Raw genomic sequence first — 19,902 nt, forward strand, 5'->3', positions numbered from 1 at the left:
TATGAAAAATATAATGTTAGGCTTTGTATTAGCAGCATCAAACCTTATGACGGTAGATGCACAACAAAATAATAATCCTTGGACCTTGGTTTATCGCGGTGCAATTACCGAAAATAAAGTAGGAAAAGTTAATATTCATCCTGTTAATTATCAATTAAACGGGATAAAAATTGCAGCAAATGTGTATACTCCGCCCAATTTTGATGCCAATAAAAAATATCCAGCCATCGTAATCGCGCATCCCAATGGAGGGGTAAAAGAGCAAACGGCTGGCTTGTATGCCCAATTATTAGCCGAAAAAGGTTACGTAACCATTACAGCAGATGCAGCCTACCAAGGCGCAAGCGGTGGAGAACCTCGACATACCGATAAACCTCAATTTCGTACCGAAGATATTTATGGAATGATTGATTATTTGAGCCAATACAAAGGTGTTGATGCTACAAAAATAGGCGCTTTGGGTATTTGTGGCGGTGGTGGATACACTTTAAAAGCTTCGCAAGCCGATAAAAGAATGAAAGCAGTGGCTACATTAAGTATGTTCAATTCAGGAAAAGTACGTCGAAATGGTTTTCAGGATAGTCAATTAGAAAGCATTCAAGGACGATTGCAACTCGCTTCAGAAGCACGAGCAAAAGAAGCTACAGGAAAAGAAATTCCGTTATCTGGCGTTGCAACAATTAGCAATGAAGATATTGCCAAAACTACGACAGATCTTTACAGAGAAGGTTTTGAATATTATTACAGAACACACGCACATCCTAATTCAACCTTTTTGTACACCACAAGTAGCTTGATGGATTTGATGACTTGGGACGCAACCGACCAAATGGAGTTAATCAATCAACCTTTATTGATGATTACAGGTAGCAAAGCCGACACCAAATATATGACCGATGAAGCCATGCAAAAAGCAACCAATTCCAAAACAAAAGAATTGTTTATTGTAGAAGGCGCAACGCATATAGAAACCTATTGGAAGGAAGAATATGTTTCGCAAATCGTTACAAAATTAAATGATTTTTATTCAAAAAATTTATAGATGAAACACAAAATCGTATTTATTTTAAGCCTATTAGCAAGCAGTTTTACATTAAATGCTCAATCAACTAACCATTCCATTTTTGATGAAGGATCATTGGTGAAAAGTGAAAATTTTCAAGGAAATGTAAAATTGAATATACTTTTACAAGCCGATTCAGTGTACAATAATTCCATTGGTGTAGTGCGTTTTGAACCAAATGCAAAAACCAATTGGCATTATCATCCTGGTGGTCAAATATTATTAATCATTGATGGCGAAGGTTGGTATCAAGAAAGAGGAAAAGAAATTAAAGCCATGAAAAAAGGTGAAATCATCACTTGCCCGCCAAATGTAGAACATTGGCATGGCGCAACAGATTCTCAACATATGTCGCATATCGCAATCGGCACAAATACGGATAAAGGCAACGTTGTTTGGTTGGAGAAAGTGGAGTAAATATCTTAAAATGAAGCTTGCTTTACAGACTATATTCAAAATAATAGGCTTTATTACTTTTATCATCATACCAAAATAGTTTATGATAGTTCTTTCGTTAGCTGTGCTCCAATAGTAACTTTGTAATTGACTTATTTGCTTTTTGTCCCATCAAAAAAAATCATGTTGTAAACCCTCAGGATTGTTACCTTTAATTATCTTTTACCAAACCATGTTTTTCAATTATTTTTTCTGCTATTACTTGATTACAATTAAATGAAAACATATAATCCGCATCTTGTCCAATTGCTTTAGCGTTATGGTAAATAAGATTAAAAATGAATAAAATCAGCGATAATGTACAAAATCTAATTATTAGAAATATATTTAATATAAAATGTAGTGTCTTCTTTCGATAACAAGTATCAATCGCACATAATGATTTCGTCTAATAATTCTGGATTTTTTAGTTTAAAATCAATTACTCGATTTAGTTGATAATTAATTTTGTTGGTTACCATATCTTCTTCAGGGTTAAAAACTTTTATAGTTAGTTTTGTACCCTTTTTAAGAGCAGTTTTAAAATCATTTATAGTTCCTTTTTTTTCGAAAGGATTTTCAAAATCAACGCCATCTATTATAAAGTGAATCTTATTTCCTTCATCATCTTTCGAACTAATATAATCTATTCCACCATAATCGCCATCTCGATAATGTTATGAAAATTCTATTAAAAATGAAGGTTTGTTTTTAGGATTATTACAATTTAATTGTAAATACATCACATAATCTATATTTGAGTAGTTTAATAACCAAGAGTATTGTTTGTATTTAACCAACACCCATCCATCTTTGGGAGCTTTTTTCTCAAAATCTACAAACTCTTGTTCGTTTTTAAATTCAACTATTTTTTTATTTTGCCCATGCATTTCAACTGTCATCGAAAATAAAACTACACATGCAATGTAAGCTACTATTTTTTTCATATATTTTTTATTAAATATATTAAACTATTGATAATCATAAGTGTAAATAAGTGATTTATTATAAATTTTAACACTTATGATTTTCCTTTAATCTTTTCCAAAAACAAACTTCGCTTAAAATGGCTTAAACGAGGTCAAATGTTCAGTTAAACAGCATTTATTTTTGATATATGCTATAAAAACGAAAAAGTCCTTATCTAGATAAGGACTTTTTTTGATTTATAAGAATTAATTTATACTATAAATTATTTTCTTTTTACATTAACAGCCATAAGACCTTTTTTCCCTTGTTCAATATCAAAAGTTACTTGATCGTTTTCACTTACTTTATCTATTAATCCAGAAACATGTACAAAAAGATCTTCGTCTCTATTTGCACTTGAAATGAAACCAAACCCTTTTGATTCGTTGAAGAATTTTACTACTCCTTCTTGCATACTTATTTATTTAATTTATTTTTTTGAAATTTGAATTGCTCTGAAACCTTTTTCAGTCATTTCTTTTTTGAATTGAATTCTATCACCAACTTTAAGAAGTTCTCTCGATTCTTTAAAGTGAAAGAATACTTTGTCATTAGAAGTAGCTACTTTAATAAAACCAAATCCTTTTGAATCGTTATAAACATCAACAACTCCTTCTATAAAAACTTCTCTATTGTTAGATTCTAATCTTTTATTATTCAGTAAATCAGCTTCTTTGTCTTGTAAATGAGGTGGTACATCTGTAAAATTACCAAGTACATCAACATAAACAATCATTTCTTCTAATGATTTTCCTTTATTGTTATTGTCTTTTCTATTTTCTCTTTTATTTAATTTAGCAATTTTTTTTAACGCTTTCTTTTTACTCTTTTCTTTTTTAGATGTAGAATCTGCCATAAATGAATTCAACTTTTTTTTGTTATTAATCCTAAAAACCTAAGAAAATATGAATTGATGATAATGCATCTTTTACATTTTACAGAAGTAAAACTTACAAGTATATATTTAGAAAACAGAAGTTAAAATTATATTGACTAAGTCAATTAGTGAATTAAAAAAAGTAAAATAAAGAATACAGTTGTAAACTTTTAAGATAAAAATATCTTCTTAAGTACGCTACAAAGGTAATAAGTTTAACTGAATAAAATGTTATAATGACATAAGAATTCATCACAACTACTAAAAAATAACGTATTTCAATTACAAATTAAGATCTAAAACGTCTAAAATAGACTATACTTGTTTAATAAGTATTTGAAAAGAGTAAAGAAAAACATTAAATTTTACTGTTTACATTATTTTTTAAAATTAGAATTAATGAAGTCTAATCAATTAACTTGTATACTCTAATACTTATAACATATCAATACGTATAATTATCATTTTTTTTCATAACTTAATAAAAAAATAGTAGAAATAATTAGAAGGCTTCCTATCCAATCAATCAATCCAAATGAAACATTCAACCAAAGTATAGCAATTATTGTTGCTGATAATGGTTCTGCTGAAGCGAGTAAACTACTCTTTTGACCGCCAATAACCTGAACAGCAGTTAAATATAAATAGAATGGAATTAAAGTTCCAAATACGACAATAAAAGCAGTGTATATATAGGTTTTGTCATCCCAAATACCATCAACAGACCAAGGTGCTTTAACAAAGGAAAATACTATTCCACCGATAAACATTCCCAAACCAATAATAGTTGCAGAATTGTATTTTTGTAACAATGGAATTGGTTGCAATGTATAAATAGCTAATGCTACGGCAGATCCTAAGCCTAAAAATAGTGCTTTTGTTGAAATCGTAAGTGTATCTAATTTACCATGCGTTACTAATAAAAATGTTCCCAAAACGGCAAATGTAATGGCTATAAAATCAATAAAGCGTGGAATCTTTTTGTTCTTAAAAGCTAAATAAATTGCAATAAAAACAGGTCCAGCATATTGTAAAACAGTTGCTGTAGCGGCATTAGAATATTTTATAGCTGCAAAGTATGTGTATTGTACCATAAGCATTCCTGTTATTGAAAAAAGTAATAGTAAAAAAGAGTCCTTTTTATTAGACCAAATTTCAAAGATTTTAGTTTCCTTTTTACTTGCCGCATACATTAATAAAATACTACCCGAAACAAGCATTCTTACAGTAATCATCCACTCTACATTAATGTCTCGTTGTTGAAACAAAAACTGTCCTAATGTTCCAGAAACTCCCCATAATGATGCTGCAATAATTGCAAATAAAAACCCTTTTAACGTAGCATTTTTCATTAATAAAATATTTGTCATTTTTAATTGAATTGCAAAAATAATTGAAATAATAAGGTGAAAATCATTAATTTCATAGGACATTTTGCAACTTTGTTTCATTTTAGTATGTTTTTTTTATGAATTTAGATCAATTTGATATTCAAATATTAGAAATATTACAGCAAGATAATATGACTTCTCAGCGTGATATTGGCAATAAAGTTGGGCTTTCAGCTGCTGCAATACAGCGTCGTATAAAAAAAATGCGGGAAGAAAAAGTTATTACAGCAGACATTTCCGTGATTAATCCCGAAGAAGTAGCTTCACAAATTTTACTATTCGTAGAAATTGAATTGGATACAGATAAAATTGAATTTATTGATGAAATAAAATCAACTTTCAATAAAACTCCTCAAATTCAACAATGTTATTATGTAACAGGTGAAGTAGATTTTGTATTGATTATGGTAGTTAACACAATGCGTGAATACGAATCTTTGACTCGACAATTATTTTTTAGTAACTCGAATATTAAGCGTTTTAAAACATTTGTTAACATGCATACAGTAAAAACAGGTTTACAAATTCCATTACCTAAAAGTAATTGATAATAGTATTTCTGTTCATATCTACTAAATTATAGATAGAAGACAATCAAAAAAACTATTAACTTCGACTAAATTCCACCATAACGTACAAAACTACCAAGAATTAACATGATTATACTAATTGTTGTTACTGCTATAATATGAAATGTCATTAGAGGAAGTTTTGTGTGATCTGTTTTTAATCGTGGAATTACATAAAATTGAGCACTCAAAGCGAATAATACAATTGTTGCTAGACATATCAGTTTCAAGGAAACAACTCTTTCGATAGGATTTTCGAAATGAAACCAATTACTGATTCTGATCGTATAAATATAAGACATTCTTATACCTGTAATGACCATAATTAATAACGCTGGAAGTCCTATACGTTCGTATTTACTTTCAAAAGAAAATAATTTTTCTAATGCTTTTTCTTTCCATACTTGTGGTAAAATAATTAAACTTAATATAATATGACCTCCTACCCATATCGTAGCTCCAATTAAATGAAAAATTAATAATAGATGTAATTCGTGCATATCTATAAATATTAATTTGTTGTATTTATGATTTTATTTTACTAAAATCAATTGACTATTTTCTAAAGCCTCTAACTTATGTGTGACATTTGGTTCGATGCTTATATAGTCACTAGAGCTTAATTCTATTATTTGTTCATTTTCATCCGAGTACATCACTTTTCCAGTAACACATAAAAGTAGAGCAGGTATTTTTGTACGATGTTCTTTTAGAACACTTTTTTCTAATAATTGAATTGATGTTACGTTACTTGACTCTCCTTTAAAAATGCTTATTGCACCAACAATTTTATCTGTTTCATGAATGTTATTTAAATTTGATCGCTTTTCCATAATAAAATATTTTATTATCTAAATTTATTTCAAATCAGTTAAATACATGACAGAATAAAGTTTAAATTTTCTTATTTATATTCATTAATTTTTATAAAATAAAAAGACTCATTGAAATTTATTTTTTATCATGACTTCTAATTGATTTTTAGATGAATCCATATTTTCCTTTAATCAAATTAAACTACTACAATACAGTTCATTTGTTGTTCATGTCTTTTTAATTCGTTTCAACTGAATTCATTTACTCTTCATTTAAGTCTTAACATAAAGTTTGTTACAGGAGACAATCTAATATTTAAAATATTTTATCTTATTCTAATCCAATACTAGCTGACACAAATCCTGTTGATGAATTAATTAATGATATTCCTGTAGCTGTGGCAGATATTAAGACAACTATTTTATCATTTGCATTCAAGGGAATATTTAAATTTGAAAGAGAATTTGAAGCTATGTATCCAATATTTATAACTCCTGATAAATTATTTGTTACAATAGCACTCGAAATTGGTGAAAATAAATTAGATGTAGCATCAGCCTTATAAATTTGTAGATGTAAAGAAAGAGTACTTCCTATTAAAGATAAAGATAAATTATTATAATAGTTGAAGGAAATTGATTTAATTATACAATTACGTGGTAAAGTTATTGCAGTTCCATTTGCATCACCTACCAAATTTAAAGTCGACCCTATTAAACTTACACCAGTTTTAGAGATTCCTGTTCCTAATATTGTAGATGTACCAACTAATCCACCGGCAATTGTTGTTACAACAGAAGCATTTATAGAATTTAATGATAGTACACTTGGTGAACTACTGCTATTTAATGGATCCCATTTTGTGCCATCAAAAAAATAATAACCATTTGTATTTACATTTGAAACTTGACTAGTACTGGGTCCACTAATAGATCCTGAAACATCATTTACATATAAAATCAAACCTATTTGATTAACATTATAAGTACCTACTTCTTTATTAGCTAATTGAATTTTTGTCAACTTTGGAGCTATTATTCCATCAGGTGTAGAATTCTCATTTACTAAAGACCTTGATATATCTAAAGTAGCTTTTGGACTTGATGTTCCAATTCCTACCTGAGAATAAATACAAGTAAAACAAGTAATAAATACTACAGAAAAAAATACTTTAAAAAAACATACATGGTTTCTCATACTGATTGATTTTAAAAGATTAAAACTCAGTAATAGAGATTAACAAATTTATTAAAACATCTACTTTTTTATAACTTAAATTTAAAAAAATCATTTATTTTTAAATTTACTTTAAATAAAACAATGAAAAATTAATCATTATGTAATTAAGGCTCTTGTATGAGAACTAAATATTCAATATTAATTTATTAGTCTTTTTTACGTTCGTTTCAATGGATTGAAAATTGTATGTGATTTTGAAAAATACTCCACTCTTCAGCAATAAGAGTTTAATTCATTTCATTCTTATAAATGAATTACATTTGGGAAACTTCGGTGAATGTAAATGGGTCTTTTACCACAACAAAGCCAACCATTGCCGAATTAGAAAAATTGAAAGTATATTCCATGTCATACTCATTTTATAACACTATAACATTGAACGAAAATAAAACATGGTTCTTGACGCTGAATTTCTGGCATTCGCTTCCATTCACCTATGCCAATATCAAATTGCAAGAACAGTTAGAGTTTTCACCAGGAATTAAAGCATCATTTTTTGACAAAAAACTGCAAGCCAATTTTGTAATCAGTGATTTGTTTAAAACAATAAAAAATACAGGCTATTCTTATAATGGACAATACCGATCAGAGTTCAATCAGTACAATGATTACCGAGGATTTAAACTGAGCCTTACTTACTCTTTCGGAAATAATAAAGTGAAGGGCGCTAACAAGAAAATTAATTTTGAAGAACAAAATAGGGTGAATTAAGAAGACTAGCGAAAGTCTTACAAATGAATTATTCATTTGTAAGACAACACAAACAGCAAATTACCTTTTATATTACTTAGCCCAATAGTTGACTAATTGCCTACTATTGGGTATTTATATTCCTTCAAAAATGCCAATTATAGTTCTATATCAAATATGTTGGTAGATTTTTAGGCAGTTTATTGACTATAAATTCAGAATCCTATAAATTGGATATTGTCTGTAAGTATTCTTCTCAAAATAAGGCGAATTTTTATAAACCCAATCCAACTGTGCTTCGCCATCATTAGCAAACTCCGGTTTTAATGCTTTTTCAGCTTCAAATGCGGTTTTCAAAACCACATTATTTTTCAATAATTCAGCAGCTGTATCCTCAAAAATATAAGCCGAATAATATTCTTTCTGACCTAATATTCCATCGAAAAAATTCCAGTTAAAGAACGAATCCAATGCCTCTGGTTCTAAGGTTTCAAGAATATATTTTACTCCATCTTGTTGTGTTGGCACAATGTAATCTCCTTCAAAAAATTGAAGTGATTTCATCGATTTTGTAACCACCGTTTCGTAATGATTATAATGTCCTTCGTATGCATTTTTATTGGTTTTAAAATCTGATATTTTATACGATTCAACATTAATTATTGTATCATTTTCTATTCGTTTCATTTGAATATCATTTCTTTGCAAAGCTTCAACAACGCGATATTCGGCTTGTGGAAGAACATAATATTTCGGAATTGTAATGTAACTAATTGGTTTTGCAGAGTTGAATAATTTAATTTTTTTTGTAAATGGTTTCGATCGATCATAGTACAATCTATCTTTTCCAGAAACTGCACTTGGCTTATACCCTGCTTCATACCCTTTAAAATCCATTGTTGTAAATTGAGTAGAATCTATTTTCCAACGAATTCCATATTGATTTCCAACCTGATATTGTTTTAAATTTTCTTTTCGTAAGTTTTTGATTGTCAAATATTCTTTATCCAAATTTTCAAGATTTACCAACATATATTTATACGTTGCGTCTACACGATTTTCATAAGGTTTTAACATATGTGTTTCGGGCATTGTACTTAGTGCATTAAACAACGTTGTGTAACCTGTAGAATAACGTGGAGAGTCTTCGAAAGCTGCAAAACCAATATCTGGAACATCGCCATGTATGTTCACATATTGCGTACTTTCGTAACCATTTTTTTTCATTTCGGCTAAATTATTTGCTTGATATGTCGAATAAAAATAATCGCCCAAAACATTTCCTACACGTGCCTTAAAAGACGAAATATAAGTAAATGTGTACTGATAATCTGCCCCATTACTTACATGATTATCAATAAAAACATCAGGTTTTAACCAATGAAAAATTGCCTGAAAACTTTTTGCATTTTTCGAATCATTTTTAATAAAGTCCCTGTTCAAATCATAATTTCTGGCATTTCCACGAAAACCATATTGTTCAGGTCCATTCTGATTTGCGCGCGAAAAAGCCCCTCTATTCAACATACCACTTACATTATAGGCCGAAATCGCAGCAACAATAAAATTCTTAGGTGGTTTAATTTTTTTCATTGCTAAATCTCTCATCAACATCATCGTCGCATCAATTCCGTCTGGTTCTCCTGGATGAATTCCATTATTTATGAAAAGTACTGCTTTTGTTTTACGCAATTCCTTAATATCCTTTTCTTTGAATGGATTATATACAACCACATAAATTGACTTTCCATTATCATCTTCTCCTTTTTTCACATATTGTATGGTCTCAAAATTTTTTGCTAAATTTTGATAAAACACATTCATTTCATCATACGTTGTGGTTTGATTTTTATTGCCTTTTTCGTAAGGAGTTATAAAATTATTTTGACCAAAAAGTAGTGTAGAAGTAAGAAATAAAAACAGGATTTTAAAATTCATATCATTAATTAATTTCTTACTAAAATAGAGAGAATACAAAAGATTCAACATGAAAATGAATTATTTTTCTAAAAATTTCTTTTTAATTTCTTTTTACTCATTTCCCCGTAGGGCGTATGAATACCGATAATTAAAATAGATAAGCTATGAATAAAAAAGTGATAGAAAGAATTTTACATTCATTTTTTCCTTGATGAAAAAACGAACCAAAAAAATCAAGACCGCGATTTTCGACGTTCAATTACCATCTCACGCACTAAAAAGATTAAATGATTCGCATACGCTCACTAATCTTTTTTACGCTTGTTTCAATGGATTGAAACTCGTCTGCAAATCGTATGTCGACTCTAAAATCCGTTATTAAAAAAGGAGTTGAATATTGAAAAAGGAATTAAAAATCCGACGATTTAGTATCGAAATGCGATTCAACTGTAAATTATTGGAATAAAAAAAGTTGGAGTGTTTGAGCAAAGCGAGTTGCCAACTTTATGGAAATAATTTAGTTAGTTGAATCATTGAGAGACTACTGTCGGCATCTTTTTTTGTTTCTTTTTTTGGATGAGCAAAAAATGAAAAGAAGAGATTCTTCGATAAACTCAGAATGACAACAAGATGTTATTCTGAACATAATTAATGATAATAAAAAGATAATTAGTAGTTTAGTAGTTTAGTATTTTATTATGTTCATTTTTATACATGACTTCTCATTGATTTTTAAATAACTTCATATCCCCTTTGAAAGAATTTTGGTTGCATATTTATTTTATTATCTGCGAAAAAACATAAAGCATTTCCGTTGCTATCTCTGTACTTCTTTGTTTATAAACCAAATCTTGTTGTGCTGTATCATCAGAAGTTTTAGGATCCTCAAAAGTCATTGCAATTCTTTTTTCAGTACCTGCAATAAACGGACAATCTCCATCTGCTTGTGAACAAGTCATAATAGCTGCAAATGTTGTTTTAGGATTGATTGGATGATCATATTTCTTCGAAAAGCCTATAATTGGAAGTGTATTTTCATCAAACTTAATGGTATAGATTGAATTTGTAGTTTCTGCAATTTTGAAAATAGTAAAACCTTGATTCATTAATGTTTCCACTACTTTCGGAAATAGCACCGTTTCTTCTGTTCCACCTGAATAACAATGTACGTTTTGTATGTTGTAAAACGAAGCTGAAACCTGTGCCCAAATTTGTGAAAAATGACTTCGACGTGAATTGTGTGTACAAATAAAAGTAAGATTTACTGCTAGATTATCGTTTACTTTCTGTTGAATATAATTTACAAAAGGCTGTAAAACAGCCTTTCTATCTGTAGATATTCGATCAAAATTTTGAAACTTGATTATGTTTTCTTTTAGTTTTGAATACATTGTTTAATTAAAATTTTAACAACAACCAGAATTTGGTGTACAACAAGAAGATTGTATTTCTGATAATTTCAATTTTGGTTTTTGATTTGGAATACCACATGCATCCTCTGCTAAACAAGCTGTTTGTTTATTTTTTAAGACAAAGTTTTTACCATTAAATTCTAAATCATATTTCCCAATTGTTTCAGCTTGATACTCCACCTCTATTTCGCTGTTCTCGATCCCCAACTGTTTTTCAGAAAGCTCGATGATATGAAGCAATTTATTTGGTTTTAAGCGATGTTCATAATCGTCGGCATTCCATAATTGGAAATTTACAACTTTCTCGTTTCGTATTGTTCCACCACAATCAATAAATTTTTTAGTAATTTGTCCTACTTCTGTTACATGAAAATGTTCTGGTACAAATGTTCCATCTTCTAATTGAAATTCAACATTGTCTAAATTTGGCAATATTTCTTTAATTTGTTCAAGCGTCATATGAATTGAATTTTAAATTTATTTTCTTTTTTTTATTAATCGCAATATTGCGATGTATATAGATTAAAAAAAATGCCTTTAACAGCATTGATTAACTTTCACCTCTTGATTAAAGAAAGTAACTAGTTCGTTTTGTATCTCATTCCATACTTTTTCTTCAATACAATAACAAACAGACTTTCCTTCTATAGAACCTTGTATAATTCCTATATTTTTTAATTCTTTTAAATGCTGAGAAATAGTTGCTTGTGCTAAGCTTAATTCTTCTACCAAATCGTTGCAAATACACGCTTTTTGATTGATAATATGCTGTAAAATAGCAATACGAGCCGGATGCCCCAAAACCTTAAATAATATGGCTAATCTATTTTGTTCATCTGTAAACATCTCTGTTTTAGTAATTCCCATTTCTCATTTTATTACATCGCAATATTACGATTTTAAATTTAAAATGTAAAACTTTCTTTTTATTCTTAATTATTTTTCAAATGAATTCATATGACCTTCGAGAAATCTTGATGCAAATTAAAGTATTGTAAAAAGTAGATATAAGTATTGAGAATTAAATTTTCAGAAATGAAATTTTAATTTATTGGTTAATATTTTCTACGATAAGACTCTTCTATTTTTCTATTTAATAATAATTCTTCCATAAGGCTTCCTTCTTTTCATAAGATGAATATTAAATAAATAATTTCTGTAAAAGATACAAGTACAATTATTTAACAAACCTATGACCACACGCATAAGTCTTGTTACGCTATCCTATGTAAATTAGAAAATCAAAATTATATAAACAGAACTATAATGGATAATTTATTAAATGAACCTGGTCTTCAATTGACTATCTTGTTTTTCTTTATTCCTGTATTTTTTGCTTTGATTCTTATTTTAATTAAAATCAATAGCATTATATCAAATGTGTTAAGAAAAAAAGAATTAAAAAAAATCTATGAAGATTTAAAGAATCTTCAACCAGGAGAAGTGGCTGCTCTTGAAAAACGAAAGATAGAACTTGAGTTTAAACTAACAGGAAACGAACTTTCATTAAATAATTCTGTTGAAGATCCACGTGGATTAGTAGATCAAACAAATGAAATACATGATATTCGTTTTTTACAAACCAAACGAAAAGAAAGAAAAAATATAGTTATTCCTAACAACGAAAAAAAACTTATACTTTGGTTCTTAGGATGTGGTATTTTATGGCTTATTATAGGAACAACCGTAGGAGAGTATTTGGGAATAAAATTTGTCGCACCTGATGCTGATCACGTTAGTTGGTTAAGCTTTGGTCGATTAAGACCCGTACATACGAATATTGTTTTCTGGGGTTGGGCATCTGTTGCTATGGTCGGTTTTTCGTATTATGTTATTCCAAGAGTAGGTAATACAAAAATCTTTAGCTTAAAAATAGCTTATACTTCACTAATTTTAATGAATTCAGCTGTTTTATTAGGAAGTATTTGTTTAATGGTTGGGATAAATAATAGCGGTGGAGAATACAGAGAATATGTTTGGCCAGTTATGCTTCTTTTTGCAATAGGAATTATTATCAGTATTTATAATCATACCCAAACAATATCATCAAGAAAAACAGAAGAAATTTATGTCTCGAATTGGTATATAGTATCTGCAATGATGTTTGTTGTTGTCATATTACTTGTTGCTTATCTTCCGTTTTGGCAAGATGGATTAGGTGAAACCATTACACAAGGTTATTTTATGCATCAAGGTGTTGGTATGTGGTTCATGTTTTTTAATCTTGGATTAATGTATTTTTTCCTTCCACAAGAACTTAATAGCCCAGTGTACTCATATAGTCTAAGTATACTTGCTTTTTGGACTCAAATCTTATTTTACACTCTAATTGGAACTCATCACTTTATATTTAGTGCTATTCCATGGTGGATGCAAACTATTGCAATTGTAGCGAGCGTAGGTATGATAATACCTGTAGCTGCAGGAAGCATTAATTTTATGATGACTATTCGAGGTTCTTGGCACAGATTAAAATTAAGTTATGTACTACCATTTTATGTCGTTTCAATTATTTTCTATTTCACTGGTTCAATGCAAGGAACTGTAGAAGCATTTCGGGTAACTAATCTTGTTTGGCATTTTACTGACTTCACTGTTGCTCATTCTCATTTAACTATGTATGGTATTATCACATTTATGTTATGGTCATTTACTTATACACTTGTACCGAGACTTACTTCTCATGAACCACCAAGTATTACTGTTGGTTTACATTTTTGGTTTGCATTAATAGGTTTACTTGTTTATACTGTTTCGTTGATGATAGGATCTACAGAAAAAGGAATTTTATGGATGGATAAAAAACCGTTTCTTGAAGGTATAATTTTAATGATGCCCTATTGGTTATGGAGGGCTATAGGAGGTACAATGATGTGGATATCTCATTTTATTTTCGCTTATAACTTTTATAGAATGTTAAAACCAAAAAAGGAAATAAAAATACCGCAATCACCAGCTGAACTTTTAGATATTATTAATATAGAAAAAACAACATTATAATGGATTTTTTTAATAATCATAAAAAGCTTTTTCTTTCCGCATTGGCATTTTTTCTTTTTCTAACATTGATTATTTGTATTCTACCTGCACTTAATAATCAGAAAATAAATCGTCCTTTGCCAGGAAGTACTGTCTCTACAGAAGAGGAAGTTCGTGGTAAGCAAATTTATATAAGAGAAGGTTGTGTAGCTTGTCATACACAACAGATCAGAAATGTAGATATGGATCAAGTTTTTGGAGAAAGACCAAGTATTGCTGCAGATTATGCACGAAATAAACGTATTAGCTTTTTTCAGAATACAGCAACACTAATGGGAACAGAGAGAACAGGACCTGATTTAACTAATATTGGTCGTAAGCAACCAAGTTTAGAATGGCAATATTCACATTTATATAATCCAAGATCTGTTGTACCAAAATCTGTAATGCCTTCTTATAAATGGTTATTTAATGTAAAAGATTATTTGGGCGAAGGAGAGATAGAAGTAAATGTTCCAGATGAATTTAGAATAGGAATTAAAGGAAAAATTGTTCCTTCAAGAGAAGCAAAAGATTTAGTAGCTTATCTCTTCAGTCTACAACAAGTAAAACTTACAGAAGATGTTGAGCCTGTGAAATTTTTATATAAAAAAGAAAAAAAATCTGAAGGAAATTCAACCGATTCAAATCTTCCTGACGGAGAGGCACTATTTGGAACAAACTGTGCAACTTGTCATCAAACAAATGGAGAAGGTTTACCTGGAGCATTTCCACCATTAAAAGGAAGCCCAATTGTTTTAGGAGAAAATTTAGAACTTTATATTACGATTATCATGAAAGGTTACGATCCAAGACCAGAATATGCTTCTATGCCAGCTGTAGGAGAAAATGCACATTTTACACCAGAAGATGTTACTGCAATTATAAATTATGAGAAAGCAAGCTGGGGAAATAATGGAAAAAAAGTAACAGTAGAAGAAGTGAAAGCTATCATGGACAAAATTAAATAAAATGAAACAGACAAAATATAAAACAATATTATTGTTAGGTTTATATGGTTATGCAAAAGCATGTGATGCCTGTAAACTTCAACAACCAAAAATTACGCAAGATTTTACACATGGAACTGGTCCCGAATCAAATTGGGATTGGTTCATTGTGATCTTGATTACTATAATTACATTATATACATTATTTTATTCGTTTAAATTTCTTATTAAACCTGGCGAAAAAGATAAAAAACATATCAAAAATATTGTTTTAAAATTTTAATAAAAAAGGGATTATGTCAGAAAAAAATATAACTGTGTACTTGTACATTGACAAAGAAGAAAAACCTATTGCAGAATTGGTTCCACCAGTTACGTTCAAGTTAGATACAACTAAATTGACGGATGGAGAACATTTATTAAAAATAGTAAGCAAGTTTGACCAAAAAGAAGGGTTAAAAATTATTCGTTTTACCGTTTCTAATGGGCCAATACTTCATATAGAAGGGCTTTCTGATAATGAAAAAGTGAATGGAGTATTGCCATTAATGATTAATGCTTATGATACAGGAAAAAACCAAAGTTTTATTATAAAAGGAAGCGAAAATCCACGAACAATACCAATTTGGGTTTGGGTTTTTATTATAATATTTATGGCTTGGGCAGCTTTTTATATCATTGAAAATTTTAGTCTTTAGCAATTAAAATTACTTTACCGCTTCTTATTTCAAGTTCTCCTTTTTTTTCTAAGAGTTTAATTGTTCGTATGACAGTTTCCACTCTCAATCCTGTTAAATCCCCCAGCTGTTGACGAGATAAATCAATTAAATATTCTGGTTCATTATTTTGGTTATGACTACGCAAATAATCGAATAGTTTTACCAATCTTCTTTCTGGATTTTGCGACGATATTTCGGGGGCCATAATTGACTTATAGTACAAACGACGTGCTAAACTCTTGTTAACTTCTAAAGATACTTCTGGACGCGAATGCAATAGTTTGTAGAATGATACTTTAGAAATTTGTATTATTTTTCCATTCGTCACCGCTATCGCATTAGCAGGGTATGGCTCGTCAATAAATAAAGGAGGTTCTCCAAAACTTTGACCTTTAATAAAAAAATTCTGTATAAATTCTTTACCTTCTTCAGAAAAATTATTCATTTTAACTTTACCTTCTATTATTTGATAATAATAAATAGGAAAATGTCCAATTTCAAAAATAATTTCTCCTCTTTTTAGATTTCTAATTTCTCCTCCAAATTGGATTAATAAATCTTGATTAATCATAGCATAAATTAAATAATCAATATACCCAAAAGTACTTATTTATAAAATATTTTTAACTCTATTTTTTAATTCAGGTAACACATTTTCTTTGAACCAAGGATTTTTATTCATCCAAATAAAATTTCGTGGCGACGGATGAGGCAAAGGAAAATAATCAGGCAAATAATCGTTAAAATTTAAAATGTTTTCAGTAATATTTTTGTTCATTTTATTCTTCAAATAATATTTTTGGGAATACTGACCAATTAATAAAATCAGCTGTATTTCTTTCATTTCATCTAATAAACGAGTATGCCATAGAGGTGCACATTCTTTTCTTGGAGGTAAATCTCCAGATTTCCCTTTTCCCGGATAACAAAATCCTATGGGTAATAATGCAAAAAGTTCGGGATTATAAAATTGATCTACTGTTACATTTAACCATTTACGCAATTCATTTCCGCTTGCATCGTTCCAAGGTACACCTGTCTCATGAACTTTTAAACCTGGAGCTTGCCCAATAATAGCAATTTTAGACATAGGATTTGCTTGTACAATAGGATTTGCACCTAATGGCAAAAAAGGTTCGCAGACTTTACATGCACGAACTTCCTCTATTAATTTATCAAAATTATTTGTCATTTTTTAATATTAATGTATAAACAGTATAAGGATATATTTTTTTTGATAAAAGATAACTAATAAAAGTTAATACAACAATCGGGAACCATAAAACGTAAGAATTAAAAATTCCGAAAGTTAAAAATATGGCTGTAAATGGAGCATGTAAAGTCGCAGCTACTGTAAATGCTACACCCAATATTATAAAGTTCAAAACAATTACATCAGGCATAAAATATACTTTAGTTAAAACACCTACAAGTAAACCCAAGCATGCACCAGCAAAAATACTCGGAGCAAAAACACCGCCGTCACCTCCCAGTTTTAAAGTAAATCCAGTTGTAAACGGCTTTATAATTACCAGAAATAATGCAAGTAGAGCAAATTCTACAACATAATTTGTTTCTTTGGTTAACTCAGCAATAGTATGATAACCAGACCCATATAATTCGGGTAAAAAATATAAAACGATTCCCAACAATATAGAACCTATTAGTAATTGAAGTATGGGTTGGTTTTCAAATAATAAAATACGCTTTGAATAGGTGACTATTCGCGTCATGTATACACCATAAATACTTGTTGAACCACATAAAATAATGAAAAATGGTATTGCTTCATAATGCCATTCTTTTACACGCTGACTAAGATCTATCAAAGGATGAGCATTCATTAAAAATAGAATAATAGTTGAAAATGTAACACTAAGAATGTGTGTAAACCAAAAAACGTTGCTTTTTTGTTTCCCTATCGTTTCATAGGAAAAGAAGATTCCTGCCAACGGACTACAAAATAAAATAGTGACCCCGCTCGCAATTGCAGCTCCCATAAATTCTTTACGATATTTTTTGAAAATGACATCTTTTCGGGAAGCCATATCACCCAAAGTAGCTGTAGCAACAACAGTGGAAACTTCGATTCCTGTTGTTCCTCCAAAAATAACGGTAAGAAATCCATTAAAAAAATGTGAAAAAACTTTATAAGAAGGAATCTTTTTTTGAGAGCGTAAAGCTTCCAATACTTCAGTAATACCTTTATTTTTCTTTTTATTAAAAACAAACTGGCGCAAAAAATAAATCAATGTCAATCCTATAAATGGAAAAATAACAAAGAATAAATTATTTTTTTTTGCTTTATCTAAAAGTAAATGCTCATATTGTTCTACTAAATTTTTAAACATTAAGGTAAGCAAACCTACAGAAACTCCGACTAAAATAGAACAAAGAACTATTCTACTCCATTTAACCCATCGATAGTTTTTTTTTGATACATGATTTTTAAAATTCATACATGTAAAAGGAGAAGCATTGCTTCTCCATATTTTAATTATTGATTATAACGATTTTGGTCCAAATTCTTCAAAGAAAATTTGTTCTTTATTGACTTGATTTATTTCTAGTTCTTCAATCATTTTTTTAATAAAAGGGCGTGGTCCACACACATAATATTCAGAATCTTTATCAAACTTCCAGTCTTCAATCTTTTTAAAATCAATATGACCTTTCAAAACACTTGAATCTGCAATAGACTCTTCTATATAATCGTAAAATTGATATTTACTTACATTAGGATGATTGTTTTGAATAAGTTTTATTTTATCTGCAAATGCATGCACTTCTTTATTGCGACATGCGTGTATCCAAACAACATCATGTTGTACTTTTTCGTTTAAATCCAAAGTTTCTAACATAGACAATAAAGGAGTTTGACCGATTCCTCCACTAATAAATATCTTCTTGTTTTTCGTTTCTTGTAACACGAAGTTTCCTGTAGGAGCGCTCAATTCCAATTCGTCACCTTCAAAAATATAATCATGTAAATAGTTACTAATCATTCCATTTACTGCGATATTCGTACCTTTTTCACGTTTCACAGAAATACGAAAGTATTCATCATTTGGAGCACAAGAAATACTATATTGGCGTATTTGTTCAAGATTCATTTCGGGTAAAAATATTTTGATACTTAAATATTGTCCTGCTAAATGATTTGGAAGAGCTTTTCCATCTTTTGGTTTTAAGTAAAACGAAGTAATTTCGGCGGATTCTTCAACCTTACTTTTCACAATAAATGTGCGCCAACCTAGCCAGTTACCAGCTTCTTCTTTTTTACTTTCATACATTTTCTGTTCATGACCAATCATCAAATTAGCCAATTGGTTATACGCTAATCTCCATGCTTCAAGCACTTCATTGGTTGCAGCATCTTGTAAAACTTCTTTAATAGAAGCCAATAAATGTGTTCCTACAATATCGTATTGTTCGGGTTGAATATTTAAACTTGTATGTTTGTGTCCAATCATATCTACAACTGGCATTAATACAACTGGATTCGCAATATTTTCAGCATAAGCCAATACAGCCATAGCCAAAGCTGTTTGCTGTTTTCCTGAATTTTGATTTCCCATATTAAACAGGTTTTTTAATTCTGGATGATGAGTAAACATTCGAGTATAAAAATGTTTAGTTAGAGCAACACCACTTTCTCTTAATAAAGGGACAGTTGCTAAAATGATTTCTTTATGTTGATCTGTAAGCATAATTAAAATTTGCTTGCAAAACTACTTACTCAAAAGAAACGATACTTATGAGTACAGTCATAAGTTTTAACTAAATCTCCAGATCGTAAGAAGTTTTCAAGAATTAATAATATACTAATCGTTG

The 19,902-nt window shown here is 29.5% G+C and carries 23 protein-coding genes; 8 read left to right on the forward strand and 15 right to left on the reverse strand.

The features are described 5' to 3' along the window. The first annotated feature begins 1 nt into the window (after position 1). Together AC2I98_RS03410 and AC2I98_RS03415 are read left to right on the forward strand one after the other, a co-directional pair. Positions 2-1,042: an alpha/beta hydrolase gene (locus AC2I98_RS03410; protein ID WP_486413229.1), complete on the forward strand. Its 1,041-nt coding sequence runs from the start codon at positions 2-4 to the stop codon at positions 1,040-1,042. Beyond that, positions 1,043-1,480: a cupin domain-containing protein gene (locus tag AC2I98_RS03415; RefSeq protein WP_486413230.1), complete on the forward strand. Its 438-nt coding sequence runs from the start codon at positions 1,043-1,045 to the stop codon at positions 1,478-1,480. It begins immediately after the preceding gene. Positions 1,481-2,175: 695 nt separating this feature from the next. On the opposite strand, the gene AC2I98_RS03420 is transcribed toward AC2I98_RS03415, so the two are convergent. From AC2I98_RS03420 to AC2I98_RS03435, 4 genes are all read right to left on the reverse strand, one after another. Continuing rightward, positions 2,176-2,445, reverse strand: a complete 270-nt coding sequence (locus tag AC2I98_RS03420; protein WP_486413231.1) for a hypothetical protein — start codon at positions 2,443-2,445, stop codon at positions 2,176-2,178. Between the two features lie 245 nt (positions 2,446-2,690). Beyond that, positions 2,691-2,882 (reverse strand): cold-shock protein, encoded by a 192-nt coding sequence (locus AC2I98_RS03425; protein WP_486413232.1) that lies wholly within the window; start codon positions 2,880-2,882, stop codon positions 2,691-2,693. 15 nt (positions 2,883-2,897) lie between these two features. Next, the gene (locus AC2I98_RS03430) at positions 2,898-3,323 is read right to left on the reverse strand and encodes a cold shock domain-containing protein (RefSeq protein WP_486413233.1); all 426 of its coding nucleotides are present in this window, start codon (positions 3,321-3,323) and stop codon (positions 2,898-2,900) included. 482 nt (positions 3,324-3,805) lie between these two features. Beyond that, positions 3,806-4,714, reverse strand: coding sequence for an EamA family transporter (locus AC2I98_RS03435; RefSeq protein WP_486413234.1), 909 nt, complete (start codon positions 4,712-4,714; stop codon positions 3,806-3,808). Between the two features lie 98 nt (positions 4,715-4,812). Between AC2I98_RS03435 and AC2I98_RS03440 the strand changes: the two genes are divergently transcribed. Beyond that, positions 4,813-5,283, forward strand: a complete 471-nt coding sequence (locus AC2I98_RS03440) for an Lrp/AsnC family transcriptional regulator (RefSeq protein WP_486413235.1) — start codon at positions 4,813-4,815, stop codon at positions 5,281-5,283. 68 nt (positions 5,284-5,351) lie between these two features. Here the strand turns inward: AC2I98_RS03440 and AC2I98_RS03445 are convergent, their stop codons facing one another. From AC2I98_RS03445 to AC2I98_RS03455, 3 genes are all read right to left on the reverse strand, one after another. Next, positions 5,352-5,804, reverse strand: a complete 453-nt coding sequence (locus AC2I98_RS03445) for a CopD family protein (RefSeq protein ID WP_486413236.1) — start codon at positions 5,802-5,804, stop codon at positions 5,352-5,354. Between the two features lie 33 nt (positions 5,805-5,837). Further along, positions 5,838-6,137: a cupin domain-containing protein gene (locus tag AC2I98_RS03450; protein ID WP_486413237.1), complete on the reverse strand. Its 300-nt coding sequence runs from the start codon at positions 6,135-6,137 to the stop codon at positions 5,838-5,840. A gap of 313 nt (positions 6,138-6,450) precedes the next feature. Further along, a complete protein-coding gene (locus AC2I98_RS03455) occupies positions 6,451-7,317 on the reverse strand; it encodes an exosporium glycoprotein BclB-related protein (RefSeq protein ID WP_486413238.1) in 867 nt (288 codons plus the stop codon). 291 nt (positions 7,318-7,608) lie between these two features. On the opposite strand from AC2I98_RS03455, the gene AC2I98_RS03460 reads away from it, so the two are divergent. After that, positions 7,609-8,070 (forward strand): outer membrane beta-barrel protein, encoded by a 462-nt coding sequence (locus tag AC2I98_RS03460; RefSeq protein ID WP_486413239.1) that lies wholly within the window; start codon positions 7,609-7,611, stop codon positions 8,068-8,070. Between the two features lie 186 nt (positions 8,071-8,256). On the opposite strand, the gene AC2I98_RS03465 is transcribed toward AC2I98_RS03460, so the two are convergent. From AC2I98_RS03465 to AC2I98_RS03480, 4 genes are all read right to left on the reverse strand, one after another. After that, on the reverse strand, positions 8,257-9,987 hold the full coding sequence (locus tag AC2I98_RS03465; RefSeq protein ID WP_486413240.1) for a M14 family metallopeptidase: 1,731 nt from the start codon (positions 9,985-9,987) through the stop codon (positions 8,257-8,259). A gap of 758 nt (positions 9,988-10,745) precedes the next feature. Beyond that, positions 10,746-11,360, reverse strand: coding sequence for a protein-tyrosine-phosphatase (locus AC2I98_RS03470; RefSeq protein ID WP_486413241.1), 615 nt, complete (start codon positions 11,358-11,360; stop codon positions 10,746-10,748). Between the two features lie 15 nt (positions 11,361-11,375). Beyond that, complete coding sequence (locus AC2I98_RS03475; protein WP_486413242.1) at positions 11,376-11,840, reverse strand: DUF6428 family protein; 465 nt, start codon at positions 11,838-11,840, stop codon at positions 11,376-11,378. A 78-nt stretch (positions 11,841-11,918) separates the two neighbouring features. Further along, a complete protein-coding gene (locus AC2I98_RS03480; protein ID WP_486413243.1) occupies positions 11,919-12,248 on the reverse strand; it encodes an ArsR/SmtB family transcription factor in 330 nt (109 codons plus the stop codon). 399 nt (positions 12,249-12,647) lie between these two features. Here AC2I98_RS03480 and AC2I98_RS03485 point away from each other — a divergent pair, with 399 nt between their 5' ends. The 4 genes from AC2I98_RS03485 to AC2I98_RS03500 are packed head-to-tail and all read left to right on the forward strand — an operon-like array spanning position 12,648 to position 16,047. Next, positions 12,648-14,381 carry a cbb3-type cytochrome c oxidase subunit I gene (locus tag AC2I98_RS03485; RefSeq protein WP_486413244.1) on the forward strand — a complete coding sequence of 578 codons (1,734 nt, stop codon included), beginning with the start codon at positions 12,648-12,650 and terminating at the stop codon, positions 14,379-14,381. Further along, positions 14,381-15,370 (forward strand): cytochrome c, encoded by a 990-nt coding sequence (locus AC2I98_RS03490; protein ID WP_486413245.1) that lies wholly within the window; start codon positions 14,381-14,383, stop codon positions 15,368-15,370. The genes AC2I98_RS03485 and AC2I98_RS03490 overlap by 1 nt, the downstream gene beginning before the upstream one ends. A gap of 1 nt (position 15,371) precedes the next feature. Further along, a complete protein-coding gene (locus AC2I98_RS03495; RefSeq protein ID WP_486413246.1) occupies positions 15,372-15,632 on the forward strand; it encodes a hypothetical protein in 261 nt (86 codons plus the stop codon). A gap of 13 nt (positions 15,633-15,645) precedes the next feature. Further along, positions 15,646-16,047 carry a cytochrome C gene (locus AC2I98_RS03500; protein ID WP_125349007.1) on the forward strand — a complete coding sequence of 134 codons (402 nt, stop codon included), beginning with the start codon at positions 15,646-15,648 and terminating at the stop codon, positions 16,045-16,047. Here the strand turns inward: AC2I98_RS03500 and AC2I98_RS03505 are convergent. The 4 genes from AC2I98_RS03505 to hmpA are packed head-to-tail and all read right to left on the reverse strand — an operon-like array spanning position 16,037 to position 19,778. Beyond that, positions 16,037-16,639 carry a Crp/Fnr family transcriptional regulator gene (locus AC2I98_RS03505; protein ID WP_486413247.1) on the reverse strand — a complete coding sequence of 201 codons (603 nt, stop codon included), beginning with the start codon at positions 16,637-16,639 and terminating at the stop codon, positions 16,037-16,039. The genes AC2I98_RS03500 and AC2I98_RS03505 overlap by 11 nt on opposite strands. A gap of 39 nt (positions 16,640-16,678) precedes the next feature. Then, positions 16,679-17,260, reverse strand: coding sequence for a uracil-DNA glycosylase family protein (locus AC2I98_RS03510; RefSeq protein ID WP_486413248.1), 582 nt, complete (start codon positions 17,258-17,260; stop codon positions 16,679-16,681). Continuing rightward, positions 17,250-18,527, reverse strand: a complete 1,278-nt coding sequence (locus AC2I98_RS03515; RefSeq protein WP_221855550.1) for a chloride channel protein — start codon at positions 18,525-18,527, stop codon at positions 17,250-17,252. Before AC2I98_RS03515 ends, AC2I98_RS03510 begins: the two co-directional genes overlap by 11 nt. A gap of 45 nt (positions 18,528-18,572) precedes the next feature. Continuing rightward, complete coding sequence (gene hmpA / locus AC2I98_RS03520; RefSeq protein WP_486413249.1) at positions 18,573-19,778, reverse strand: NO-inducible flavohemoprotein; 1,206 nt, start codon at positions 19,776-19,778, stop codon at positions 18,573-18,575. Positions 19,779-19,902: the final 124 nt, after the last annotated feature.

It is taken from the genome of Empedobacter sp. EJD.6dd (assembly GCF_057369435.1).

What these genes read in the sequence shown, in the direction of transcription:
- AC2I98_RS03445 (WP_486413236.1), bottom strand. Translation starts at nt 5,804, where the DNA reads ATGCACGAATTACATCTATTATTAATTTTTCATTTAATTGGAGCTACG.
- AC2I98_RS03435 (WP_486413234.1), bottom strand. Translation starts at nt 4,714, where the DNA reads ATGACAAATATTTTATTAATGAAAAATGCTACGTTAAAAGGGTTTTTA.
- AC2I98_RS03410 (WP_486413229.1), top strand. Translation starts at nt 2, where the DNA reads ATGAAAAATATAATGTTAGGCTTTGTATTAGCAGCATCAAACCTTATG.
- AC2I98_RS03505 (WP_486413247.1), bottom strand. Translation starts at nt 16,639, where the DNA reads ATGATTAATCAAGATTTATTAATCCAATTTGGAGGAGAAATTAGAAAT.
- AC2I98_RS03500 (WP_125349007.1), top strand. Translation starts at nt 15,646, where the DNA reads ATGTCAGAAAAAAATATAACTGTGTACTTGTACATTGACAAAGAAGAA.
- AC2I98_RS03490 (WP_486413245.1), top strand. Translation starts at nt 14,381, where the DNA reads ATGGATTTTTTTAATAATCATAAAAAGCTTTTTCTTTCCGCATTGGCA.
- AC2I98_RS03420 (WP_486413231.1), bottom strand. Translation starts at nt 2,445, where the DNA reads ATGAAAAAAATAGTAGCTTACATTGCATGTGTAGTTTTATTTTCGATG.
- AC2I98_RS03470 (WP_486413241.1), bottom strand. Translation starts at nt 11,360, where the DNA reads ATGTATTCAAAACTAAAAGAAAACATAATCAAGTTTCAAAATTTTGAT.
- AC2I98_RS03465 (WP_486413240.1), bottom strand. Translation starts at nt 9,987, where the DNA reads ATGAATTTTAAAATCCTGTTTTTATTTCTTACTTCTACACTACTTTTT.
- AC2I98_RS03450 (WP_486413237.1), bottom strand. Translation starts at nt 6,137, where the DNA reads ATGGAAAAGCGATCAAATTTAAATAACATTCATGAAACAGATAAAATT.
- AC2I98_RS03495 (WP_486413246.1), top strand. Translation starts at nt 15,372, where the DNA reads ATGAAACAGACAAAATATAAAACAATATTATTGTTAGGTTTATATGGT.
- AC2I98_RS03460 (WP_486413239.1), top strand. Translation starts at nt 7,609, where the DNA reads ATGAATTACATTTGGGAAACTTCGGTGAATGTAAATGGGTCTTTTACC.
- hmpA (WP_486413249.1), bottom strand. Translation starts at nt 19,778, where the DNA reads ATGCTTACAGATCAACATAAAGAAATCATTTTAGCAACTGTCCCTTTA.
- AC2I98_RS03510 (WP_486413248.1), bottom strand. Translation starts at nt 17,260, where the DNA reads ATGACAAATAATTTTGATAAATTAATAGAGGAAGTTCGTGCATGTAAA.
- AC2I98_RS03440 (WP_486413235.1), top strand. Translation starts at nt 4,813, where the DNA reads ATGAATTTAGATCAATTTGATATTCAAATATTAGAAATATTACAGCAA.
- AC2I98_RS03485 (WP_486413244.1), top strand. Translation starts at nt 12,648, where the DNA reads ATGGATAATTTATTAAATGAACCTGGTCTTCAATTGACTATCTTGTTT.
- AC2I98_RS03430 (WP_486413233.1), bottom strand. Translation starts at nt 3,323, where the DNA reads ATGGCAGATTCTACATCTAAAAAAGAAAAGAGTAAAAAGAAAGCGTTA.
- AC2I98_RS03425 (WP_486413232.1), bottom strand. Translation starts at nt 2,882, where the DNA reads ATGCAAGAAGGAGTAGTAAAATTCTTCAACGAATCAAAAGGGTTTGGT.
- AC2I98_RS03455 (WP_486413238.1), bottom strand. Translation starts at nt 7,317, where the DNA reads ATGAGAAACCATGTATGTTTTTTTAAAGTATTTTTTTCTGTAGTATTT.
- AC2I98_RS03515 (WP_221855550.1), bottom strand. Translation starts at nt 18,527, where the DNA reads ATGAATTTTAAAAATCATGTATCAAAAAAAAACTATCGATGGGTTAAA.
- AC2I98_RS03415 (WP_486413230.1), top strand. Translation starts at nt 1,043, where the DNA reads ATGAAACACAAAATCGTATTTATTTTAAGCCTATTAGCAAGCAGTTTT.
- AC2I98_RS03475 (WP_486413242.1), bottom strand. Translation starts at nt 11,840, where the DNA reads ATGACGCTTGAACAAATTAAAGAAATATTGCCAAATTTAGACAATGTT.
- AC2I98_RS03480 (WP_486413243.1), bottom strand. Translation starts at nt 12,248, where the DNA reads ATGGGAATTACTAAAACAGAGATGTTTACAGATGAACAAAATAGATTA.